This is a genomic window from Streptomyces sp. NPDC060184 (assembly GCF_042728795.1).
In the GTDB taxonomy this organism is placed as follows: Bacteria; Actinomycetota; Actinomycetes; order Streptomycetales; family Streptomycetaceae; genus Streptomyces.
Genome location: NZ_JBHWYX010000002.1, coordinates 73,216 through 90,171, shown reverse-complemented (window position 1 = coordinate 90,171; position 16,956 = coordinate 73,216). Strand labels below are relative to the sequence as shown.

Here is a 16,956-nt window from a genome sequence, read left to right as displayed (position 1 = left end):
CGGCCCCGCACGCGGCTCACCCCTTGCTGACCGCCGCGAGGATCTCCGGCAGCCGGGCCGCCGTCCGCGTCGCCGCGAGCCGCAGCCCCGCCCAGGCGACGAGCAGGCCGTACGCCGCGCCCACCGGCACCACGAGCCAGAGCGACCGGTGGTCCGTCACGGTCAGCACCACCGTCAGGACGACCACCGGCGAGGCCGCCAGCACCGAGCCCAGCATGCCGCCGATCCCCGAGACCCAGGCCAGTCCGCCCTGCCCCGGCGCCGCGTTCTTGAACCCGCCCTCCTGCGGGATCGAGTACGGGAAGAGCGCCGACGCCAGCGCGCCCAGCCCGAGCATCCCGCCGAGCAGCGCGAACGACACCCCGAACACCCCGGTCAGCGACCCCCAGGAGCCGAGCAGCCCGGCGGTCACCACGCCCACGGCCAGGGTGTACGGCACGATGACGACGGCCAGCGCCAGCGCGCGCGCCCGCAGCTCCTCGTACGCGTCCCGGGGCGAGGAGATGGCCTGCGCCACCATCCAGAAGGCGGAGGTGTCCTGGCCGAACTGGTTGTACATCTGCATCCCGAGCAGCCCCGTCGCGAAGCAGGCGAAGTAGGCCGAACCGGCGCCCTGCAGGGCGTTGAACACGGGCACGATGAGGCCGACCGCCAGCGAGGTGATCCAGGCGCCCTTCGTCTTCGGGTCCCGCAGCACGTACCGCAGGCTGCGGCCCATCACCGTGCGGGTCCGCCCCTCGGGCAGCAGCCGGCCGAGCCCTCCGCCACCGCCGCCCCGCGCCTTCTCGCGCGACGGCCCGGCGGCGGCGATCGTCGAGCCGTCCGGGGCGGTCATCAGCGTCACCAGACCGCGCTGCCACCACCACAGGAGCCCGGCCAACGCCAGCACCGAGACGAGGAGTTGCGCCACCGCCTCGCCGTACGCCCCGCCCGAGGCGGAGTCCACCGCACCGATCGCCGAGGCGGCGGGCAGCCACCGCACCACGTCGGCGACCGGCTCCAGGGAGGAGAGCCCGCCCGCCCGGCCGAGGCTCTGGGCCCCGAAGTTGACGAACTGGATGCCCACAGCGATCACCAGCCCGCTCAGCACCGCGAGATCACGGCCCCTGCGCGAGGTCAGCAGCCGGATGTTGGCCGTGGCGACGGACCGCGCCAGCGCCACGCAGATCAGCAGCGCCAGCGGTACGGCGACCACGCCGACGGCCACCGCACCCGCCCCGTGCGCCACCGCGAGCACCGAACCCACCAGCAGGCAGAGCGCGAACAGCGGTCCCACGCCCACGAGCGAGGCCGCCAGCAGGGCCCGTACCAGCGGGCGGGGCCGGAGCGGCAGCATCACCAGCCGGCTCGGGTCCAGCGTCTCGTCCCCGCTCGGGAAGAACAGCGGCAGCACCGCCCACCCCAGCGCCAGCACCGCGGTGGCCAGCACCACCACGGTCGCCGCGTCCCGACCCTCACCGCGCAGCAGCACCAGCCCCAGCACCTGCCCCGCCGCGATCAGCACCACCACGACCAGGGTCACCACGAACGCCGCCCGCCGCCCGGCCGACTGCCGCAGCCCGTTGCGGAGCAGCGCCAGCTTGAGCGTCACGAAGAGCGGGACGAGCCCCCCGGCCCCGGCCTCCGGGGCGGGGGCGACCGCACCCGGCCGGCCGTCGAGGACGCTCATCGCCCGCCGCCCAGCCAGTCGAGGCCGTCCGCGCCGTCCGCCGCCCGCGCGCCCACCAGGTCCAGGAACGCCTGCTGGAGCGAGGGCGCCGCGCCCCGCACCTCGGCGAGCGGGCCCTGTGCCTTGATCCGGCCCGCCGCCATCACCGCGACCCAGTCGCAGAGCGACTCGACCAGCTCCATCACGTGGCTGGAGAAGACGACGGTGGCCCCGGAGCGGGTGTAGCGCTCCAGCACACCCCGGATGGCCTGCGCGGAGACGGGGTCGACGCCCTCGAACGGCTCGTCCAGGAAGAGCACTTCGGGATTGTGCAGCAGGGCCGCGGCCAGCCCGATCTTCTTCCGCATCCCGGTCGAGTAGTCGACGACCAGCTTGTGCTGCGCCCCGGTCAGGTCGAGCACGTCCAGCAACTGGGCGGCCCGCTTGTCGGTCTCGGCGCCGGGGATGCCGCGCAAGCGGCCGTTGTAGGCGAGGAGTTCGCGCCCGGAGAGCCGCTCGAAGAGCCGCAGCCCCTCGGGCAGCACCCCGATCCGCGCCTTCACCGCGACCGGGTCGGTCCACACGTCGTGGCCGCCGATCTCGATCTTCCCCAGGTCGGGCCTCAGCAGCCCCGTCACCATGGAGAGCGTGGTCGTCTTGCCCGCGCCGTTCGGCCCGACCAGGCCGACGAACCGGCCCGCCGGGAGGTCCAGGTCGACCCCGGAGACGGCCACCTGCTCCCCGAACCGCTTCCACAGCCCCCGCACCCGCACGGCGGGCGGCGCCTGCACCGCCTCCGTGGTGGTGTCCGTCTCGCTCCGGTCAGGCATGGCACGACCTCCCGCTCTCCCCGTTCGTGGGGGTCAGCGTAGGCCGCGCGTGCGGGCCGGGGCACCGCCCGGCCGACGGCACCTCGACGACAGGCCCTACGCGGGGCGGGTGCGCGCGTCCGCCGCTTCGCGGGCGCAGGCGTACGCCAACGGGCTGACCAGCTCCTCCGCTTCGGGCAGCCAGCGGTTGGCGGTGGTGGGGCGGCGGGCCCACTGGACCGCGCCCCGGCCGCCGACGCGGGTGGGCGGGGCGGCGACGTAATGGCCCTCGCCCCGGGCGACGAGGTCGATCGAGGCGGCGTTCCAGCCGAGGTGCATGACGAGGTCGGGGACCTTGGCGGCGGCGCCGGGGGAGACGAAGAAGAGCATGCGGCGGTCGGGGGTGCAGGTGGCCGGGCCGAGGGTCAGCTCCATCCGCTCCATCCGCGCGAGCGCCAGGAAGCCTGCCGACTCCGGCACGTCGATCACGTCGAAGCTGCGGCCGGTCGGCAACAGGATGGAGGAGCCCGGCTGCTTGGACCACATCCGGCGGGCCGCCGCCCCGCTGCCGGTCGCCTGACCCGCCCAGTCGGGGCGCAGGGCGTGCGCGCCGGGGAGGGCGCAGTGGGCGTCGCCGCAGCAGCACCGCTCGTGTCCGTCCACCGCCTCCAGCCAGCTGCCCGGGAACACGTCCCAGTGGCGTTCCTCCGTGTACCGGACGGCGGCGTCGAGCAGTTGCTCGCGGCGCTGCGGGGGGAGCGGGGCGTTTCCCGTGACTGTGATCGGCTTTTCCACGTCCAGCACAACTCCTCGCGCCACCGGGGGTTACGGTGCGCCGGACCGCGGTGCCGGTGCATCGGCACCGCATACGGGGCGCACGGATGCACGGGCGGGGGCGCGTGCGGGGCCGGGCGCCGACGGGTGGGTAGGGAAGGCCAGGGCCGTGCGTCGGCCCGGTCCTCGGGCTGTCCCGGGGGCCGTGGGGCGGGACGCACGGGTCTTTTGCGTGAAGTGGCCGAAAACAGCAGCACTCATGCCGGTCGTACCGAATACAGAGGAATGAGCGCATTGCTTGAGCCGGCGACGGGCAGTGATGCCACTGCCCGTCCGATGCCACCACCTGTTCACCTGTCACCGCGTTCTCCAGGGGGAGTCCATGGCAGCCAGACCACTCGTAGCCCGACAGCCGAACGAACGGCTCCAGACGCTCATCCAGGAGGCCGCGTGTTCCAACGCAGGCCTGGCCCGCCGGGTCAACATGGTCGGCGCGGAACGGGGACTCGATCTCCGGTACGACAAGACCTCCGTGGCCCGTTGGCTGCGCGGGCAGCAGCCCCGGGGCCGGGCGCCGGGGATCATCGCCGAGGCCATCGGCCGCAAGCTCGGCCGCACGGTCACCATCGACGAGATCGGCATGGCCAACGGCAAGAACCTCGCCTCCGGCGTCGGCCTGCAGTTCGCCCCGACCGTGCTCGGGGCCATCGAGCAGGTCTGCGAGCTGTGGCGCAGTGACGTGGGCCGCCGGGACCTCCTCTCCGGCTCCACCGTCGCCTCCTCCGCCCTGGTCGAGCCGAGCCGGGACTGGCTGATCACCGGGACGGACTCCCAGGTCGCGCGGAACGCCGGGGCCCGGGTGGGGCGTTCGGACGTGGAGGCGGTCCGCGCGATGACCGCCGCACTGGTCGACCTCGACCACCGGTTCGGCAGCGGGCACGTCCGCCCGGTGCTGGTCCACTACCTCAACAGCGTGGTCTCCGGGCTGCTCTCGGGGGCGTACCGGGAGTCGGTCGGGCGGGAGTTGTTCGGCGCGGTGGCCCGACTCACCGAACTCGGCGGCTACATGGCGATCGACACCGGCCAACCCGGCCTGGCCCAGCGCTACTACATCCAGGCGCTGCGCCTCGCCCAGGCCGCGGGCGACCGTGCCTACGGCGGCTATGTGCTGGCCGCGTCGATGAGCCATCTCGCCGCCCAGCTCGGCAACCCCCGGGAGATCGCGCAGCTCGCGCGCGCGGCGCAGGAGGGCGCGCGCGGGCAGGTGACGCCGCGCGCCGAGGCGATGTTCCTCGCCGCCGAGGCGCGCGGGCACGCGGCCCTGGGCGACGCGGGCACCTGCGAGGAGGTGGCCGGCCGGGCGGTGGAGGCGCTGGAGCGGGCCGACGCGTCCTCCGGCGACGACCCGTCCTGGATCGCGCACTTCGACGAGGGGTACCTCGCCGACGAACTCGCCCACTGCCACCGCGATCTGGGCCAGGGCACCGCCGCCGCCCGCCGGGCGAAGGAAGCGCTCGCCGTGCTCCCCGAGACCAGGGCCCGCCGGCGCGGCATCGCCCTGGTGCTGCTCGCCTCCGCGCAGGTCCAGCAGCGCGAGGTCGAACAGGCCTGCTACACGGGCCTGCGGGCGGTGGAGCTGCTGGAGACGGTGCGTTCCAGCCGCGGCGCGGAGTACCTCGACGACCTCCAGCAGCGGCTGCTGCCGTACGGGGAGGAGTCGTCGGTCCGCGAGTTCAGCGCGCGTCTGGACCTCCAGGCCGCCTGACGGCCGGCCGGCCGGGCGCGCGGGCGTCCGGGACCGGGTGCCACCGCACGCGCCGTACGGGAAGGTGTGCGCCGACCGCACTCCGGTACGTGCGCGTGCGCCGGTGCCCCGACGACGTGGCGGATGTCTCGGTGCGGGCCCGTCCGTCCCGCGCGGGATGCCGTCCCGCACGAGCCGGACGGGCGCGGGCCCCGGCGTTCCCACGCTCCTGAGCTGCGGGTTCCTCCGGTGCCCTGGGGCCCGTTCGCCGCTTGCCGCCCGGCGCTCCCGGGGGCCTCGCGCGGCCGTACGGGTCGTGAAGGGACGGTGCGGGCCGCGGACGCGCTTGGCGAAGCCGGGCAACCACCCGATAGCGTGAGCCGACGATTCCGTAGGTTGACACGTAGGAGTCCCGGTGACGCAGAGCGGACAGGGTGACGATCAGCAGCTTCCTGCTGTACGGCCCGCCCACGAAGGTGTCGTGCTGCCCGCGGACGGTGGCGCCCCCTGGAACCCCGCGGCGGCGAACGGCCGCCCGCAGGAGTCCGCCCCGGCGGGGGGTTCCCCGTGGGACGGCCAGGCGTGGGGGTCCCAGGCGCCACAGCAGCAGCACCCGGGCGGCCCGGCGCAGGGCCAGCAGCAGCCGTCCCCCTACCCGCAGCAGGGCGGGTACCCGCAGCAGGGCGGGTACGGCGCCCCCGACCCGTACCAGCAGGGTCAGCAGACGCAGTACCTCCCGGCGCCCGGCGGCTACCAGGGCGGACAGCCGAACCCGTATCAGCCGCCGCAGCAGGGCGGGCCGATGCCCCCGGCCCAGCCGCAGCCGTTCGCGCAGCCGCTGCCGCCGGAGGCCGTACCCGGGGGTGCGCCGGGCGGGGACTCCGACGCCACGCAGTTCATCGCACCGGTCCCGGCCGGGCAGGACGGCGACGCGACCCAGTACATCCCGCCAACCCCCGCGGGCGCCCCGTACGGCATACGCCCGGGGGCGCCGGAGGACCGGCGGCCCCCCGCGGAGTTCGACAACCTCTTCCGCAACGACGAACCGGCCGGCGCCACCACGCAGATGCCCCGGGTCGACCCCGCGCACCACCAGCAGCCCGCCCACCAGGGTTACGGCGGCCACCCCCAGGGACAGCCCGCCGGACCGCCCCAGGGCTACCCCGGCGGCCAACTCCCGCCCCAGGCGCAGCAGCAGGGGTACGCGCCCGGCTACCAGAGCCCCCAGGGCTACGAGAGCCCCCAGCAGGCGTACGAGCCCGAGCCCGCGCCGCGCCGCAGGTCCGCGCACATCCCGCTCATCGCGGCCGTGGTGATCGGCTGCGCGGTCGTCGGCCTCGGCGCCGGTGCGCTGCTGAGCGGCGGCGAGTCGAAGGACGACAAGCAGCCGGTGGCCTCGGCGAGTTCACCGGCCGCCGACTCCTCGGAGCCCGCCGCCGAAGACCCGGCGAAGCCGCAGGCGGTGGAGCTGGACAAGCTGCTCGCCGACAGCAACAACAGCCGGAACACGGTGATCGGCGCCGTCGAGGACATCAAGAGCTGCAAGGACCTGGACCAGGCGGCCTCCGACCTCAAGGACGCCGCCCAGCAGCGCCGTGACCTGGTGACCCGGCTGAAGAGCGTGGCGATCGACCAGCTGCCGGACAACGCCGCGCTCGCCTCCTCGCTGACCCGCGCCTGGGAGGCCTCGGCCTCGGCCGACGAGCACTACGCGAACTGGGCGCACCAGGCGAAGGGCAAGAAGACGTGCAAGGGCGGCAAGGCCGCCACCACCAACGAGACGAGCAAGGCGGGCGAGAAGAGCGGCGAGGCGACCACCGCCAAGAAGCAGGCGTCCCGCCTGTGGAACACCATCGCCGAGAAGTACGGCCTCACCAGCCGCGGCTACACGGAGCTCTGAGCCCCGAAGCCCCGGGCCCCGAAGCCCCCGGGAGCCCAGCCCCGGGCCCCGAAGCCCCCGGGAGCCCGACCCCCCGAAGCCCCGGGCTCCGCACCTCGCGCGTGCGGAGCCCGGGGCTTTCGGCGCCGCTCAGCCCCGGACGGCCTTCGCGTCGGACAGGGTCTCCGTGACGTCCGTGAACCCCGTCTTCTGGGACACCAGCCGGCCCCCGCGGACCACCTGGAAGGTGACCGTGCCGTTGACGATCCGGGGATACGCGGCCGAGCCGAGCATGTCCTGGTAGCGCCAGCGCAGCTCGGGGGTGAGGCCGCCGGTGTCCACCTTCAGCCCGTGGTTCAGCACCGAGGTGACCGCCGACGCGCCCACCTCGCCGTCGCCGAGCGCCTCGACGGCGGCCGTCAGCACGGTGTACGCGACCCAGGTGGTCTGCACCGCCGAGTCCGCCGGGTCGATGGTGTCGTCCTCGAAGGCGTACTTCCGGATCGCCTCGCGCATCTCCTTCCATCGGGCGTCCGAGGACACCGGGTACCACCCGGTGACGTACGCCCCCTCGAAGGGGCTGTTCCGGCCGCCCGTGCTGTCGATGAGCGGCTGGCCGACACTGCCGAGCACCGAGGAGATCCTGACGCCGCCGTCGTTCGAAGGGAGGCGGCGGAAGGAGTCGAAGAAGGTGCCGGTGCGGTCGCCGAGGACGGCGGTGACACAGCCGTCGCCCGCCGCCTGGAGCGCCTTCGCGGCCTCGGAGTCGTACGAGGTCGCCGACTCGGGGGCGACCACGTCGGCGGCGGCGTGCCGGTGGCCGAGGGCCAGCCCGGCGTCGAGCAGCGCCGCCATGCTGTCCCCGACGATGGAGTCGGGACGGACCAGGGACACCTTGTCGCAGGGGCCCGCGAGCTGCCTGCCGTTGCCCGCCAGGAGCGCCGCCTGACCGCCGTTGACGGGGTAGGACACGAAGCTCTGGAACTCCTCGTCGGAGGCGCCGTACCCGCCGATGTACGGGATGCCCGCGGCCTCCAGCGGCGCCATGAAGGTCTGGCCGTGCCGGCTGTACGAGCCCACCACCGCCGCGACGTCCCGGTCGACCGCCTCCCGCGCGCACGTCTCGGCGCCCGCGAGGGAGTCCTCCTCGTCGCAGGTGAGCACCTTCAGCTCGTGGCCGCCGAGACCGCCCCGCGCGTTGATCCACTTCGCGTAGGTGGAGGCGATCGCCGTCACCCCGGCCATCGTGACCGAGTCCGCGTCGTCGGAGGCGCCCGGCGCCCAGGTCATCACCGTGACCGTGCTCCCGGAGTCCGCGGCCGATCCGGGGAGCGCCCCGCAGCCGGTCAGCAGCAGGGACCCTGCCGCAGCCGCCCCGACGAGGAGCCGTCGCGCGCCCGGGGCCCCGGGCGAACGGAAGGGGCCGAGAGAGCCGAGGGAGCCGAGAAGAGGGGCGCGTCGCCGTCCGGTCATGGAGACGGAGCCTGCCGGGCCCCGGGTAACGGAGCTGTGTGCGAAAGACAACGCCGCGTGGCGGGACGGTGAACTCCGGGGGCCCGTACAAACCCGACGAGAGGGAACGTACGATCGACAACCGTGCACCCAGGTTCGGAGAACTCTTCCCGTCGAGGCCGCCGCTCCACCACCATGGACGGCATGCCGCTCAATGACATGCCGTGGTGGCGCTGGCGCAGCAACGTGCGCTCGGCGCTGCACATGCTCTCGGACCCCGTCTTCCACCAGGAGTGCTGGCTGGCCGGCCGGGAAGGGTACGGCGACGTCACCGACGCCGTGTACCGCCTGGTCGAGGACACCTGGCTCGACAACTGGTCCGCCGAGAAGTACATCGGGACGATCTTCCGCGACCCGGCCGAGGCCGCCGCCGTGGACGCCGCCGTGCTGCGGGTGCTGCGCATCATGCACCAGGTCGGCGCGGACGCCCCCGTCTCCGCCTACCTGGAGCACGCGGGCTGGCCGGAAGCCGTCCAGACCGCCCGCGAGGCCCACGTGCTGCTCGCCGCCAACGACGGCGACGACCCGGACGTCCCGCCGCGTTCGCTGGACGTCCTCCGCATCATGACCAGATCGGCCTGAGACCGGGAGGGTGTGGCAGGCTACGGGGATGACCGCGCCGCAGCCCGCTTCCCCCGCCCCGGACGCCCCGGACGCCGACTCCGAGCAGTACGTCCTCATCCTGTCCTGCCCCGACAAACAGGGCATCGTGCACGCCGTGTCGAGCTATCTCTTCATGACCGGGTGCAACATCGAGGACAGCCAGCAGTTCGGCGACCACGACACGGGCCTGTTCTTCATGCGGGTCCACTTCTCGGCGTCCTCCCCGGTGTCGCTGGAGAAGCTGCGGGCCAGCTTCGCCGCGATCGGCGACTCCTTCCACATGGAGTGGCAGATCCACCTCGCGTCGGAGCGGATGCGGGTGGTGCTGATGGTCAGCAAGTTCGGGCACTGCCTGAACGACCTGCTGTTCCGGTCCCGGATCGGCGCGCTGCCGGTGGAGATCGCGGCCGTCGTCTCCAACCACGAGGACTTCGCCGAACTGGTCGGCACGTACAACGTCCCCTTCCGGCACATCCCCGTCACCCGGGAGACCAAGGCCGAGGCCGAGGCGGAGCTGCTGGAACTGGTCCGCGCGCAGAACGTCGAACTCGTCGTCCTCGCACGCTACATGCAGGTCCTCTCCGACGACCTCTGCAAGGAGCTCAGCGGCCGGATCATCAACATCCACCACTCCTTCCTGCCGAGCTTCAAGGGCGCCCGCCCCTACCACCAGGCGCACGCCCGGGGCGTGAAGCTGATCGGCGCGACCGCGCACTACGTGACGGCCGACCTCGACGAGGGCCCGATCATCGAGCAGGAGGTCGAGCGGGTCGGCCACGGCGTCACCCCGGACCAACTCGTCGCGATCGGCCGGGACGTGGAGTGCCAGGCGCTGGCGCGCGCGGTGAAGTGGCACGCGGAGCGGCGCATCCTGCTCAACGGCCGCCGCACGGTGATCTTCGCCTGACGGCTTCCCGTCCTCGCCCGGCCGGTACGCCCCGTGTCACAGCCGGCTGAGCGAGGCCGCCGCGAACAGCACGTCGGTGATGGCCTGGCGGTCGCCGACCTGCCCCACCGCCGCTTCCACCGGCTCCACATGGCCCGCGACGAGCTCGCAGAACTCCACGCCGTCGAGGGCGATCTGGGCCACCGCGCGGTCGGCCGAACCGACGGCGGCGGGCGAGTCCAGCGGGATGTACCAGTCCCCGCCGCCCCGGCCCTCCACTTCGAGGTGGAGCGAGCGTCCCGGCGAACCCGCCGCGACCAGCTCCTTCGCCGGGGCGGCCAGCCCCGCCCGGCGCCGTACCGCGAGCGCGCCGGGCAGCAGCCGGGCGGCGAGGTCGACCATCCGGTTCAGATGCCCGGCGGCCGGCGGGTCGTACGGATAGTGGACCGCCCGCGCGATGTCCCAGCCGTGCACCCAGCACTCGAAGGCCCGCTCCAGGAGCGAGTCGCGGACCGACAGCGAGAAGCTGCCGTACGAGACGGAGTCGTCCGCCACCGCGTGCTCGGCGAACGAGACCGTCCGCAGCAGGGTGTGGTTCAGGTCGCGCCACGGGGTGCGGATGGACCGGGTCACCGGCCGGGACGACTCCGCCCAGACGGCCTCGGTGCGCGCGGTCGGCGTACGCGGCAGGTTCTTGGGGCCCGACGGGTCGTGCACGTCGAGCGCTTCGGCCACGATGCCGTCGACGGCCAGCAGATGGGAGATCACCCCGGCCACCGTCGTCTTCCGGGTGGCGGGTTTCTCGTCCTCGAACCACCGCAGCCGTACCGGCGCGTGCCACTCGGCGTCGCCGATGTCCCGGAGCAGCGCGTCGAGCCGGGCGGTCTCCGCGTCGTACGGCGCCGCCCACTCCGGCAGGGGGATTCCGGCCGGACGCCGTTCGAGGCAGCCCTCGATGACCCGGGAGCGGAGCTTCGGGTCGAGGTCCAGCGAACGGTCGGTGTGCAGCAGTCCCACCGCGTCCCGCAGGCGCGTCCCCTCGTCGCGGCAGGGCTGACACGTGGTGAGGTGTTCCTCGACGGTCGCGCTCTCCTCGGCCGAGCAGGCGGCCAGCGCCCACGCGCCGAGGAGGGACCGGAGCACGGAGTGCGAGGCCTCAGGCATCGGGATCACCGGCACCGGCACGGTCGGCAGCACGAACGGGGGCGGCTCCTCCGGCCGCCGACGGGGCCGCGGCACCGCTTCCGCTTCCGCTTCCGGGCGGGCCCCGGACTCCGCCCCCGCCGTGGTCCCGGCCTCGTCCCCCGCCGCGGTCACGGCCTCGTCCCCCGTCTCCGCTTCCGTCTCCGCCGCCTTCCCGGCCTCCGTCGTCGGCTGGTCCGCCGCGCCCTCGGCCCCGGGCAGGTCCGCCACGTCCGTCAGGTCCGCGAGATCCGCCAGGTCCGAGGGGAGCACCGGACGCGGCACGGAGCCGAGGGCCAGGTCGTCCGGGGCGCTGCGCGGCCCCGGTATGCGCCGTGCGCGCCGGACCTCGTCGCCGGTACCGCCGCTTCCGTCGTCGTGGCCGTTCACAGCGCACGTCCGTAGCCGGGCGGCGAGAAACCGTCCACCGGGGCGAGGTTGGCGCTCGACAGCAGCTGGAGTCCGAGTCGCAGCCGGCGGCGCGCCTCGATCTCGGTCACCCCGAGGTCGGCGGCGGTCTGCCGGTAGTCGCGGCGCTGGATGTACGCGAGTTCCAGCGCGGCCCGCAGCGGCTCGGGCATGGTGGCCGCGATGTAGTCGGCGCGGGCCGCCGCGGTCGCCTTGCGCAGACGTTCGTCCAGGTCGGAGCTTTCCGGCGGGGTGCGCCCCGGGTCGTCCCCGGCGTCCGCCCCGGGGCGGTCCTCGTCCTCGTACGCCTCGGCCTCCTCCGAGCGCAGCCGCGCCACGGACCGCCGGTGGGCCAGCCGGGCCACCCAGGAGCGCATGGAGCCGAGCCGGGGGTCGTAGGCGTCCGGGTTCTCCCAGACATGGGTGAAGACCTCGCGGGTCACGATGTCGGCGGCGTCGTCGTCGTCCAGCATCCGGTGGGCCTGGCTGTGGACGAGGGCGGCGAACCGGTCGTACAGCTCGCCGAGGGCCGCCGCCTCGCCGCGGGCCAGCCGTTGCTGCATCCTGCGGTCCCAGCGGGGAGGTGCGCCGTACGCCATGAAACCCCCAGCCCTGCGCCCTGCGGTCGGTCCTGCGCCCTGCGGTCGGTCCTGCGCCCTGCGGTCGGTCCTGAAACGTGCCCCCGTGCCCCTCGTGCACCTTGAAGCGCCGGACGCACGGTCCCCCGGGTCCGGGGGCGCCCGCCCCGCCCGCGCCGACGCGCGGCGCAACCGCGAGAAGTTGGTCGATGCCGCCCGCTCGGCGTTCGCGGCGGCCGACGACACCGTCCCGCTGGAGGGCGTCGCCCGCGCGGCCGGTGTCGGCATCGGCACGCTCTACCGGCACTTCCCGACCCGCGAGGCGCTGGTGGAGGCCGTCTTCGCGGCCGAACTCGACGCCGTCGCCGACAGCGCCCCCGGCCTGCTCGCCCAGTTCCCGCCGGAGGTCGCGCTGCGCGTCTGGATGGACCGTTACGCCGCGTTCGTCGCGGCCAAGCGCGGGATGCTGGGCACCCTCCGCGCGGGCTGGGCCTCCGGGGCCATCGCCACCCCGGCCACCCGGGAACGCCTCACCGCCGCGATCGCGGACATCCTCGCGGCCGGAGTGCGCGCGGGCACCCTCCGCGCGGACGTCGAGCCCGGCGACATCACCACCATGGTCTTCGGCGTCTTCCACCCCGTGGCCGACGACGGCACCCCCGACCGGACCGGCCGGGTCCTCGACCTCGTCCTGGACGCGCTCCGGGCCCGCGCCGGGAACTGACGGCCACGGCCGCCGCGCCGCGCGTCCGCGCCCCGCGTGACGCCTGCCCCGGAGAGCGGCCAGGCGCCGGACGGCGAGCCGGTTCGTCTCCGGGCGGCGTCGGACGGGGTCCCGGCGGCGGCCCACCGGGACGGTCGGCAGGTACAGCGGCGGCAGGAGCGCGGCGGCGCACACCGTCCACAGGGCTGTGTGCGTTCCCGCGTACGTGGCGAGAAGTCCGGCGCCGAGGGCGCCGAGCGGCCGTGCGCCCCAGGAGACGAAGCGGACGGTGGCCATGACGCGTGAGAGGAGCTCGGGCGGCGACTGCGTCCGGCGGTTGGCGGAGGCGTGACCCTCCTCGGACCGGACGGGAGGCGTGACCCCTCTCGGACAGGACGGGAGGCGTGACCCCTCTCGGACAGGACGGACCGGACGGGAGATGTGACTCCCCCGGACGCGACGGCTTGCTATCCTCTCGGAGGCCGTGCGAGAGACCGAGGAGGTGGTACCCGTGAACGTAACGACGTGGGTGCTCTCCTCAGGGGTCACGGTCGGGCGATAGGTCGTCGTCCGGGAGCGCCGTTTCTGTGCTCTCCCGAAAGGCACGACCATGCAGGTCACTTCTGAACAGCTCCTCGACGACGGTGTCGTCGAGCGGCACTTCACCCTCGGCGAGATCCCCGGCATCCTGTGGACGCCCGCGTCCGCGTCGGCTCCGGTGCCGCCGATCCTGCTCAGCCCCCCTCCGATCGGGCTGAGCCGGGCCTATCCGCGGCTGGTGGGCCGGGCCCGGAGCGCCGTGGCGCAGGGCTTCGCCGCGGCCACCATCGAGCTCCCCGGATACGGCGACCGGCCCCGGCTGCCCGGCGCCGAGCAGGCGGGCGCCGACCTGCGCCGGGCCATGGCGGCCGGTGAGCCGGTCACCGACGAGATCATCGACGCCCTCGTCCTCCCGCTGGTCGACAGGGCGGTCCCGGAGTGGCAGGCCGTCCTGGACGCCCTGCTGGATCTGCCCGGGATCGGCGGCCCGGTCGGGTACTCGGGAGGAGTCATCTCCATCGGCACCCGGCTCGCCGCGGTCGAACCGCGCCTCTCCGCCGCCGTTCTCTTCGCCGGGAGCTTTGTCCCCCGCGTCACCTTCGAGGAGGCCCGCCGGGTCACCATTCCGCTGCACGTCCTGTTGCAGTGGGACGACGCGGGCAACGACCGGCAGGCGTCCCTGGACCTGTTCGACGCCTTCGGCTCCGAGGAGAAGACCCTCAGCGCCAACCTGGGCGGCCACACCGGCGTCCCGCAGTTCGCGGGGGAGGAGGCGGAGAGGTTCTTCGCCCGGCATCTGAGCTGAGGGCGGTCCCGGCGCGGCCCTGCCCCCGCCCCGGGCCCGTCCACGGGCCGGTGGTCGCCGGAGTCGCACCGGGGGTGGTACCGGCCCGTGGGCCTGTACCACCCCCGGGTGCCGCCGGGCGTCAGTCCCGGACCGGAGCGGTGTCCGTGGCCGGGCCGCCCTGGGCGGGGAGGGAGGCGGCGGCCGAACCGTCGTCGCCGTCCTCGTTGATGCGGGCGAGCACCGCGTCGCGCTCCGGGGTGTCCTCCGGCTTCACGAACCCGATCACGACGTACAGCACCAGGGAGACCGCGAGCGGCACCGAGACCTGGTACTGGAGCGGGACACCGCCGTCCACGGCCCAGTTGATCGGGTAGTTGACCAGCCAGAACGCCACCAGGCCCAGCGCCCAGCTGACCAGCGCCGCGGTCGGCCCGGACTTCCGGAACGGACGCAGCAGTCCGAGCATGAACGGGATGGCGATCGGGCCCATCAGACCGGCCACCCACTTGATGACGACGGTGATGATGTCCTTGAACGTGGGGGAGTTGACCTGCGTGGCGACCGCCATCGACAGCGCGAGGAAGGCGATCGTGGTCCAGCGCGCCGCGATCAGGCCGGCCCGCTCGTTCCAGCCGCGCGCGGACTTGGCGAAGGTCGGCACGATGTCGCGGGTGAAGACGGCGGCGATGGCGTTGGCGTCCGAGGAGCACATGGCCATCGTGTGGGAGAAGAAGCCGACGATGACCAGGCCCAACAGTCCGTGCGGCAGAAGCTGTTCGGTCATCAGGGCGTAGCTGTCCGAGGCGTCCGGCTTCTGCGCGTGGACGAGCAGCGGCGCGCACCACATCGGGAAGAACAGCACCAGCGGCCAGACGAACCAGAGGACGGCCGAGAGGCGGGCCGAACGGGTCGCGGAGCGGGCCGAGTCGGTGGCCATGTACCGCTGGGCCTGGTTCCACATGCCGCCGTTGTACTCGAAGGTCTTGATGAAGAGGAACGCGAGCAGGAAGGTCACCGTGTACGGCCCGGCGGTCGGGTCGGCGTGGCCGTCGGGGAGCTTGTCCCAGACCGTCCACAGGGTGGAGAAACCGTCCAGCTTGCCCATCACCGCGATCAGCATCGCGAGCCCGGCGAAGAGCTGGATGATGAACTGCCCCAGCTCGGTGAGCGCGTCGGCCCACAGGCCGCCGACCGTGCAGTAGATGGCGGTGATGACGCCGGTGATGAGGATGCCCTGGGTGATGGTCAGCCCGGTGAAGACCGACAACAGGGTGGCGATCGCGGCCCACTTGGCGCCCACGTCCACGATCTTCAGCAGCAGACCGGACCAGGCGAGCGCCTGCTGGGTCTCCACGTTGTAGCGGTTCTTCAGGTACTCCAGCGGCGACGCGACCCGCAGGCGCGAGCGCAGCCGGTTGAGCCGGGGCGCGAAGAGCTTCGCGCCGATGAAGATGCCGATGGCGATCGGGAGCGACCACGTGACGAAGGACGTGACCCCGTACGTGTAGGCGATACCGGCGTAACCGGTGAACATCACCGCGCTGTATCCCGACATGTGGTGGGAGATGCCGGACAGCCACCACGGCATCTTGCCGCCGGCCGTGAAGAAGTCGCCGACGGTGTCCACGCGCTTGTGCGACCAGAGTCCGATCGCGACCATCACACCGAAGTAGCCGATGAGTACGGTCCAGTCGAGACTGTTCATGTACCCCTCCAGGGGTCCGCCTTGTGAACGGGAACGCTCTTCGTCAGTACGGCCGTTCAGCGGTACCCCGCGCGGGTAACGGGGACTTGGGGGATTGAACCGCTTCCGCGTGTACGCGGTCAAGGCATGGTCGTCCATGAGTGTGAACGCGAATCAGTAACCCGAACGATTTTGCCTGTTCTTGACCTGGCGGGGCGTTGTGCGGACATGGCGGCGGCCACACGATGGGCGGGCACTTCGTCAGGCTGTCCGAAACATTGAATGCGCGCGACGCACGCGATACGCGCGACGCGGTGAACGGCCCGTGCGGAGACGGGAATCGGCGACGAGCGGGCGTCAATCAGCTTCCCGGGCAACCGGGTTCGCGATCGCACCGCCGGGAAACACCACCGCCGTCACGTCCTCGCGGTCCCGGCCGCGGTGCGCGGCGGGCCCGGGAAAGGGTCTCCCGATCCGCGTGCGGCGCGCACACGGCAAGACCGCACGGGATGCGGGTCCCGTGCGGTCGAGGAGGGGGGAACTTGGTCGGTCGACATCCGGCGATGCCGGAGCAGAGCCGGTGCGAACGCCGGTTCCCACCCGGGTGTGCCGACGGTTCGTGCCGTGCGGCGGGGTCCGTACGCGGCACGGGCGGTGTCCGGGGCGGATGACCGCCCGTGCCGTCCCGCGGCGTACCGGTGAGGCGCGCGTACCGCTCGGTCACCCCGTACGGAGCGGGTGGGGCCGAGCCCTCTCGGCCAGGACGGCGGGCCGGTCGAGAGGGCCGGATGAGCGGCACGTGAGCGGGCCGGCGGAGTTCACCGGGCTCAGACGTCGAGCGTGCTCTCCGCGACGTCCCGGACGAACGCGTTCCAGGCGCCGGGCACGAAGGTGATCGAGGGGCCCTCGGTCACCTTCGAGTCGCGGACCGCGATGGAGAGCGCGACGGGGGACTTGACCTCGACGCAGGCGCCGTTGCCGCCGGAGTACGAGGACTTGGTCCACATGTCCGTAGCACCCTGGATGATAGCCATGTTCACTCCGGTTTCGATGAGTTGGTCGTGAGCCTCGCACCAGACTGCTTTCAGCTGGCGTGATCGACGCTACTCGCCAACTCCCCCGGCTGAAATTGCCGTTCACTCGACCGGATGGCAATTGCCAATGAACTCTTACCCGGTGAGGTGGCGACGGTGTATCGTGCCGTCGCCCCTCACGTCGC

14 protein-coding genes are annotated in these 16,956 nt (G+C 73.3%); 6 read left to right on the top strand and 8 right to left on the bottom strand.

Features of this window, described 5'->3' with window-relative positions:
- Window positions 1-16: 16 nt before the first annotated feature.
- From ACFWEE_RS02025 to ACFWEE_RS02015, 3 genes are all read right to left on the bottom strand, one after another.
- A complete protein-coding gene (locus ACFWEE_RS02025; RefSeq protein WP_386885541.1) occupies window positions 17-1,669 on the bottom strand; it encodes a transporter in 1,653 nt (550 codons plus the stop codon).
- Window positions 1,666-2,478, bottom strand: coding sequence for an ABC transporter ATP-binding protein (locus ACFWEE_RS02020; protein ID WP_386885539.1), 813 nt, complete (start codon window positions 2,476-2,478; stop codon window positions 1,666-1,668). Before ACFWEE_RS02020 ends, ACFWEE_RS02025 begins: the two co-directional genes overlap by 4 nt.
- 96 nt (window positions 2,479-2,574) lie before the next feature.
- Window positions 2,575-3,261 (bottom strand): bifunctional DNA primase/polymerase, encoded by a 687-nt coding sequence (locus ACFWEE_RS02015; RefSeq protein WP_386885538.1) that lies wholly within the window; start codon window positions 3,259-3,261, stop codon window positions 2,575-2,577.
- Between the two features lie 352 nt (window positions 3,262-3,613).
- Between ACFWEE_RS02015 and ACFWEE_RS02010 the strand changes: the two genes are divergently transcribed.
- Together ACFWEE_RS02010 and ACFWEE_RS02005 are read left to right on the top strand one after the other, a co-directional pair.
- Complete coding sequence (locus tag ACFWEE_RS02010) at window positions 3,614-4,996, top strand: transcriptional regulator (protein WP_386885537.1); 1,383 nt, start codon at window positions 3,614-3,616, stop codon at window positions 4,994-4,996.
- A gap of 394 nt (window positions 4,997-5,390) precedes the next feature.
- On the top strand, window positions 5,391-6,875 hold the full coding sequence (locus ACFWEE_RS02005) for a hypothetical protein (protein ID WP_386885536.1): 1,485 nt from the start codon (window positions 5,391-5,393) through the stop codon (window positions 6,873-6,875).
- 129 nt (window positions 6,876-7,004) lie between these two features.
- Here the strand turns inward: ACFWEE_RS02005 and ACFWEE_RS02000 are convergent, their stop codons facing one another.
- The gene (locus tag ACFWEE_RS02000; protein ID WP_386885534.1) at window positions 7,005-8,327 is read right to left on the bottom strand and encodes an ABC transporter substrate-binding protein; all 1,323 of its coding nucleotides are present in this window, start codon (window positions 8,325-8,327) and stop codon (window positions 7,005-7,007) included.
- 174 nt (window positions 8,328-8,501) lie between these two features.
- On the opposite strand from ACFWEE_RS02000, the gene ACFWEE_RS01995 reads away from it, so the two are divergent.
- Window positions 8,502-8,948 (top strand): hypothetical protein, encoded by a 447-nt coding sequence (locus tag ACFWEE_RS01995; RefSeq protein ID WP_386885800.1) that lies wholly within the window; start codon window positions 8,502-8,504, stop codon window positions 8,946-8,948.
- A gap of 28 nt (window positions 8,949-8,976) precedes the next feature.
- A complete protein-coding gene (gene purU / locus ACFWEE_RS01990; RefSeq protein ID WP_386885532.1) occupies window positions 8,977-9,876 on the top strand; it encodes a formyltetrahydrofolate deformylase in 900 nt (299 codons plus the stop codon).
- Between the two features lie 36 nt (window positions 9,877-9,912).
- Here purU and ACFWEE_RS01985 read toward each other — a convergent pair whose 3' ends face one another.
- Together ACFWEE_RS01985 and ACFWEE_RS01980 are read right to left on the bottom strand one after the other, a co-directional pair.
- Window positions 9,913-11,427: a maleylpyruvate isomerase N-terminal domain-containing protein gene (locus ACFWEE_RS01985; RefSeq protein WP_386885530.1), complete on the bottom strand. Its 1,515-nt coding sequence runs from the start codon at window positions 11,425-11,427 to the stop codon at window positions 9,913-9,915.
- On the bottom strand, window positions 11,424-12,044 hold the full coding sequence (locus ACFWEE_RS01980; protein ID WP_386885528.1) for an RNA polymerase sigma factor: 621 nt from the start codon (window positions 12,042-12,044) through the stop codon (window positions 11,424-11,426). The genes ACFWEE_RS01985 and ACFWEE_RS01980 overlap by 4 nt, the downstream gene beginning before the upstream one ends.
- A gap of 85 nt (window positions 12,045-12,129) precedes the next feature.
- Between ACFWEE_RS01980 and ACFWEE_RS01975 the strand changes: the two genes are divergently transcribed.
- Together ACFWEE_RS01975 and ACFWEE_RS01970 are read left to right on the top strand one after the other, a co-directional pair.
- Window positions 12,130-12,747, top strand: a complete 618-nt coding sequence (locus tag ACFWEE_RS01975; protein ID WP_386885527.1) for a TetR/AcrR family transcriptional regulator — start codon at window positions 12,130-12,132, stop codon at window positions 12,745-12,747.
- Window positions 12,748-13,336: 589 nt separating this feature from the next.
- Window positions 13,337-14,071, top strand: coding sequence for an alpha/beta hydrolase (locus ACFWEE_RS01970; protein WP_386885525.1), 735 nt, complete (start codon window positions 13,337-13,339; stop codon window positions 14,069-14,071).
- A gap of 121 nt (window positions 14,072-14,192) precedes the next feature.
- Here the strand turns inward: ACFWEE_RS01970 and ACFWEE_RS01965 are convergent, their stop codons facing one another.
- Complete coding sequence (locus ACFWEE_RS01965) at window positions 14,193-15,758, bottom strand: sodium:solute symporter family protein (RefSeq protein WP_386885524.1); 1,566 nt, start codon at window positions 15,756-15,758, stop codon at window positions 14,193-14,195.
- An 806-nt stretch (window positions 15,759-16,564) separates the two neighbouring features.
- Complete coding sequence (locus tag ACFWEE_RS01960; protein WP_386885523.1) at window positions 16,565-16,771, bottom strand: DUF397 domain-containing protein; 207 nt, start codon at window positions 16,769-16,771, stop codon at window positions 16,565-16,567.
- Window positions 16,772-16,956 lie beyond the last annotated feature (185 nt).

Bases quoted from the DNA above. Each gene is read 5' to 3' on its own strand.
- ACFWEE_RS02025 (WP_386885541.1), bottom strand. From the start codon at position 1,669: ATGAGCGTCCTCGACGGCCGGCCGGGTGCGGTCGCCCCCGCCCCGGAG.
- ACFWEE_RS02020 (WP_386885539.1), bottom strand. From the start codon at position 2,478: ATGCCTGACCGGAGCGAGACGGACACCACCACGGAGGCGGTGCAGGCG.
- ACFWEE_RS02010 (WP_386885537.1), top strand. From the start codon at position 3,614: ATGGCAGCCAGACCACTCGTAGCCCGACAGCCGAACGAACGGCTCCAG.
- ACFWEE_RS02000 (WP_386885534.1), bottom strand. From the start codon at position 8,327: ATGACCGGACGGCGACGCGCCCCTCTTCTCGGCTCCCTCGGCTCTCTC.
- ACFWEE_RS01995 (WP_386885800.1), top strand. From the start codon at position 8,502: ATGGACGGCATGCCGCTCAATGACATGCCGTGGTGGCGCTGGCGCAGC.
- purU (WP_386885532.1), top strand. From the start codon at position 8,977: ATGACCGCGCCGCAGCCCGCTTCCCCCGCCCCGGACGCCCCGGACGCC.
- ACFWEE_RS01980 (WP_386885528.1), bottom strand. From the start codon at position 12,044: ATGGCGTACGGCGCACCTCCCCGCTGGGACCGCAGGATGCAGCAACGG.
- ACFWEE_RS01970 (WP_386885525.1), top strand. From the start codon at position 13,337: ATGCAGGTCACTTCTGAACAGCTCCTCGACGACGGTGTCGTCGAGCGG.
- ACFWEE_RS01965 (WP_386885524.1), bottom strand. From the start codon at position 15,758: ATGAACAGTCTCGACTGGACCGTACTCATCGGCTACTTCGGTGTGATG.
- ACFWEE_RS01960 (WP_386885523.1), bottom strand. From the start codon at position 16,771: ATGGCTATCATCCAGGGTGCTACGGACATGTGGACCAAGTCCTCGTAC.